This is a genomic window from Citrobacter sp. (assembly GCF_050252275.1).
GTDB classification, from domain to species: domain Bacteria; phylum Pseudomonadota; class Gammaproteobacteria; order Enterobacterales; family Enterobacteriaceae; genus Citrobacter_A; species Citrobacter_A amalonaticus.
On sequence record NZ_JBFWLF010000307.1, the window covers coordinates 1 to 5,273 of the forward strand.

5 protein-coding genes are annotated in these 5,273 nt (G+C 54.7%); 1 reads left to right on the plus strand and 4 read right to left on the minus strand.

The genetic code is table 11. From position 1 onward, the window contains the following. Positions 1 to 515: LysR family transcriptional regulator (locus AB7E14_RS20050; RefSeq protein ID WP_428169850.1), on the minus strand; the 515-nt coding region annotated here is incomplete at its 3' end. Positions 516 to 597: 82 nt separating this feature from the next. Here AB7E14_RS20050 and AB7E14_RS20055 point away from each other — a divergent pair. After that, positions 598 to 1,683, plus strand: a complete 1,086-nt coding sequence (locus AB7E14_RS20055; RefSeq protein ID WP_043000420.1) for a tartrate dehydrogenase — start codon at positions 598 to 600, stop codon at positions 1,681 to 1,683. Between the two features lie 44 nt (positions 1,684 to 1,727). Here the strand turns inward: AB7E14_RS20055 and rnd are convergent, their stop codons facing one another. The 3 genes from rnd to AB7E14_RS20070 all read right to left on the minus strand — a co-directional run. After that, positions 1,728 to 2,855, minus strand: a complete 1,128-nt coding sequence (gene rnd, locus AB7E14_RS20060; RefSeq protein WP_316961742.1) for a ribonuclease D — start codon at positions 2,853 to 2,855, stop codon at positions 1,728 to 1,730. Between the two features lie 231 nt (positions 2,856 to 3,086). Next, positions 3,087 to 4,772: a long-chain-fatty-acid--CoA ligase FadD gene (gene fadD, locus AB7E14_RS20065; protein WP_061070023.1), complete on the minus strand. Its 1,686-nt coding sequence runs from the start codon at positions 4,770 to 4,772 to the stop codon at positions 3,087 to 3,089. A gap of 204 nt (positions 4,773 to 4,976) precedes the next feature. Then, positions 4,977 to 5,273: Slp family lipoprotein (locus tag AB7E14_RS20070; protein WP_428169851.1), on the minus strand; the 297-nt coding region annotated here is incomplete at its 5' end.

The window sequence follows — 5,273 nt, forward strand, 5'->3', positions numbered from 1 at the left end:
TAGTTCGTTCCCAGCTTGCGAGCGATCAAATTTGGCGCAATGTCGTCGCCAATACGGATATCGAGATCGACACCTTCATTAGCCAAATCCACCAGCCGATCTTCCACATCAAAGCGCAACTCCAGTTGCGGATATTGTCTTGCCAGGGCGGACAGCGCAGGAGCCACCACCTGTCGACCAAAACCAAAGCTACTGATGATGCGCAGCATCCCTTGCGGAACCTGCCGGACATCAGAGAGTTCATCCATCATCTGATCGACATCATGCAGAATACGCTGCGCCCATTCATAGATGCGCTCACCCTCTTCCGTAATGGTGACGCGACGCGTGGTGCGGTGCAGCAGAACCACATTCAGGTTCTGTTCAAGCAGCGCAATGCGTTTGCTGACATAGGCGGGTGAGACCCCCAGTTCCTGGGCGACGGCAGCGAATCCCGCCCGACGGGCGACCAGCATAAAGACGCGTAAATCAGTCAGCAGAGGAGGATTATTCATGATCTGTGTTTTATGTTTCACCAGTTAGGGAGATTAACTGTGGATCAGTCAATTATAGGATAAGGAGGAAGTCAATTTTGCTACCCTACAAGTGAGAACTGGTATGAAAAAAACCTGTCGTATTGCCGCCATTGCTGGTGATGGCATCGGTAAGGAAGTGCTGCCAGAAGGCATTCGCGTTTTGCAGGCCGCCGCCAGACGTTGGGATCTGTCGCTCAGCGTTGAGACGTTCGAATGGGCCAGTTGCGATTATTACCTTGAGCACGGGAAAATGATGCCGGATGACTGGCGCGAACAGTTATCCTCCTTTGACGCCATTTACTTTGGCGCCGTCGGCTGGCCGGAGACGGTTCCGGACCATATTTCCCTGTGGGGGTCGCTGCTGAAATTCCGTCGGGAATTCGATCAGTATGTGAACCTGCGCCCGGTTCGCCTCTTCCCCGGCGTGCCCTGCCCGCTGGCCGGCAAGAAGCCTGGCGATATTGATTTCTACGTCGTGCGTGAAAACACTGAAGGGGAATACTCTTCGCTGGGCGGGCATATTAACCCTGGCACTGAGCATGAAGTGGTCATCCAGGAGTCCGTTTTCACCCGTCGGGGCGTGGATCGTATTCTGCGCTATGCGTTTGAATTAGCCCAAAGCCGCCCGCGTAAGACGCTGACGTCGGCGACCAAATCCAATGGTCTGGCAATCAGTATGCCGTTCTGGGATACACGCGTAGAAGCCATGGCGCAGCACTATCCCGATATCCGCTGGGACAAGCAGCACATTGATATTCTTTGCGCCCGTTTTGTGATGCAGCCGGAGCGCTTCGATGTGGTGGTCGCCTCGAATCTGTTTGGCGACATTCTTTCCGATCTCGGCCCGGCCTGTACCGGCACCATTGGCATTGCCCCCTCGGCTAACCTGAACCCTGAGCGTAACTTCCCCTCGTTGTTCGAACCGGTACATGGTTCCGCACCGGATATTTATGGCAAAAACCTCGCCAATCCGATTGCGACCATCTGGGCGGGGGCGATGATGCTGGATTTCCTCGGTGCAGGAGAAGCGAAGTACACCGCCGCGCATGACGGAATTCTGGCAGCGATTGAGCACGTCATTGCCACTGGCCCTAAAACGCCGGATCTGAAAGGCAGCGCATCGACGCAGCAGGTCGGTGATGCCATTTGTAAGGTGTTAGAGTCGTAAAACCATCGTGCCGGATGCCGCCAATGACATCCGGCAACAGCCGCTTATTGCGGGTATTCCTGCAGTAGCGTATTGAGCTTCGTCGCCATTAACACCGCACGCCAGCCGGAAATGAGTTCAGGTTCCGTTGTCTGCGGCTTTAACTTCCAGTGCCAGTTGAGCAGCTGGTTGATCTGACGACGTGACGCCAGCAGCTCTGCGCTGACCTGATGTTCCGTACTCACTTCCGTCACCAGCGCCTTGATCGCCTTAAACGCTTTGCGATAACCCGGCATATCCATCAGATTCAGCAGCGGTTCCGGCAGCGCCTCTTCCGGCAACGCCTGCGCTTTGGCAACCAGCGAGAGCAGCGTTTTGCCGTGGAAGCGAATTTCACTGCCAGAAAGCCCCAGACTGTCGAGTTCGCCCATGCTGCCGGGCATATAGCGCGCCACGGACCACAGGTGCTCTTCGCGAACCACGAAGTTAACCGCCAGATCGCGCTCACGCGCTTTACGCAGACGCCAGTCGGCAAGCAGTTGCAGGCAGGCCAGTTGACGCGTGCGTAGCTGCCAGGCGTTGGTGATCTCGCGCCAGGCATCTTCCGGTGCTAGGATCTCCTGACGACGGGTTTGCATCAGACGACACTCATCCAGCGCCGCAGGCAACCAGCCCGCCGCCTCGGTTTCCGCCATCAGTTTCCCGGCAATCGGTAACAGATACCAGACGTCGGCTGCCGCGTATTCGCACTGGCGCTCAGTCAGTGGACGCGCCAGCCAGTCGGTACGTGACTCGCTCTTATCCAGCGCCACGCCGGTGTACTCTTCCACCATTGATGCAAAACCCCACGACAGGGGACGACCGCAAAATGCCGCCAGGATTTGGGTATCGATCAGCGGCTGCGGCAGTTCGCCAAACGCATTCAGAAAGACTTCCAGATCTTCACTGCCCGCGTGCAAAAACTTGGTGATGGCGGTATCGCGCAGAATCGCTTTCAGCGGCGACCAGTCGCTAATGCCATGCGGATCAATCAGCGCGACATGTTCGCCGTCAAACAGCTGAATCAGGCCCAGTTGCGGATAATAGGTGCGGGTACGAACAAATTCGGTATCCAGGGCAATCGCAGGAAACGCACGGACCGCTTCGCACAGGGTCGCCAGCGCGTCGTCAGTGGTGATCATTTGGTAATTCAAATTGCATTCTCTTCGGTTTACGCCAAAAAAAACGCCGGATTCACCCGGCGTCAGATTGCTGACAAAGAAGAAAAAAGCGTGGTTTTTCCTTCTTTGTGGTTATCAGCCGAAAATCAATAAATTGATTTTCCTGGTTTTTAATAAGGTGATCTCGGCTTGTCCGGTATCGGCATAAGGTTTGCGATCACTCTCACGCCGGATTCACCCGGCGTTTGACGTGTTGCTTAACGCTCAGCCCTTATTGTCCACTTTGGCACGGGCTTCGTCACGCAATTCTCGACGTAAAATTTTGCCGACGTTTGATTTCGGCAGTTCATCGCGGAATTCAACCAGTTTCGGGACTTTATAGCCCGTGAGCTGACGGCGGCAGAAAGTGACCAGCGCCTCTTCGGTGAGTGAAGCCTCTTTTTTCACCACAAAAATCTTCACCGCTTCGCCGCTGCTGCCGGACGGAACACCGACGGCAGCCACTTCCAGCACGCCCGGATGCTGCATCACCACATCTTCGATCTCGTTCGGATAAACGTTAAAGCCGGAGACCAGAATCATATCTTTCTTACGATCGACAATGCGCAGGAAGCCTTCATCGTCCATGACTGCGATATCACCGGTGTGTAGCCAGCCGTCTTTGATGATTTCATCGGTCGCGTCCGGACGCTGCCAGTAGCCCAGCATCACCTGCGGCCCTTTCACGCACAGTTCACCCGGCTGATCCGGCGACACTTCGTTGTCGTCATCGTCCACCAGTTTGGCTTCGGTCGATGGCACTGGCAGGCCGATGCTGCCGCTGTGATAATCAATATCGTGCGGGTTAACGCTGACCAGCGGCGCGCATTCGGTCAGGCCATACCCTTCAAGCAGATACTGTCCTGTCAGTTTTACCCAGCGTTCTGCCACCGCCTGTTGCACTGGCATGCCGCCACCCGCAGAAAGATGCAACGAAGAGAAATCCAGTTGCTGGAACTCTTTATTATTCAGCAAGGCGTTAAACAAAGTGTTCACGCCGGTCATCGCGGTAAACGGATACTTCGCCAGCTCTTTAACCAGCCCCGGAATGTCGCGCGGGTTGGTGATCAGCAGGTTCTGCCCTCCCAGCTCGATAAACAGCAGGCAGTTCATGGTCAGGGCAAAAATGTGGTACAGCGGCAACGCGGTCACCACCAGTTCTTTACCCGGATGCAAAAGCGGTCCGTAAGTGGCTTTCACCTGCTCCAGGTTAGCCAGCATATTGCGGTGCGTCAGCATCGCCCCTTTCGCCACTCCGGTCGTTCCGCCGGTGTACTGTAAAAACGCCAGGTCCTCAGAAACCACTTCCGGTTTAACATACTGCATACGGTACCCGGCGTGCAGCGCACTGCGAAAAGAGATCGCATCCGGCAGATGATATTTCGGCACCAGTCGTTTGATGTACTTCACTACGAAGTTCACCAGCGTGCCTTTAGCCGTGGAAAGCTGATCGCCCATACGGGTCAGAATGACGTGCTTCACGCTGGTTTTGTCTACCACCTTTTCCAGGGTATGGGCAAAGTTGGAGACAATTACAATCGCCGCCGCGCCGCTGTCGTTTAACTGATGCTCCAGTTCACGCGGGGTATAAAGCGGGTTGACGTTCACCACAATCATCCCGGCACGCAAAATGCCAAACAGCGCCACCGGATATTGCAGCAAGTTTGGCATCATCAGCGCGACGCGATCGCCCTTTTTCAGTCCCAGCCCCTGTTGCAGGTAAGCTGAGAAGGCGCGGCTACGCTCCTCCAGCTTGCGGAAGGTCATTACCTCCCCCATGTTCATAAACGCGGGCTGATCGGCATAACGCGCGACAGCATGTTCAAACAGTTCCACCAGGGATTGATAACGGTCAGGATTGATCTCCGCAGGCACATCTGCGGGGTAACGGTTTAACCAAACCTTCTTCACTGCATCACCTCTAAAATGAGTGTTCGTCGTCATCTCAACCCCAGATAATAAACAAGTCGTTAACATAATATTAACTCAGCGTACCAGTTTATTAATTACTCAACTGAAAGGTTGCGAAGCGCGTCACTATTTATTTTTGTTATGACGTTAATAAAACAGAAACAGCGGACCAGCCGCTGTTTCTTTTACTGATAATACAACGCGTTACTCTGTGACGATCGTTTGAACCTGTGCAGGACCAGGGTTGTACCATCCCCAACCGCCATAGCCATACGGCCAGCCTCTCCCGCCGTAGAACCACGGGTCGATCGGTTGTGGTGGCATCACCACCTGCTGAGCAAGCCGCCAGCGTTTGTAGCCCGTCACGTCCATGGTCATGAATTTGTACGGCGTGCTACCCACTTTACCTACAACGGTACCCGTAATCGGCCCAACGACGGTCACCAGTTGCCCCCGGAAATCAACCGGGTCGAGGAAGCCATTCACATTGGCGTATATACG

Coding starts and splice junctions, on each gene's coding strand:
- AB7E14_RS20055 (WP_043000420.1), top strand. CDS start 598: ATGAAAAAAACCTGTCGTATTGCCGCCATTGCTGGTGATGGCATCGGT.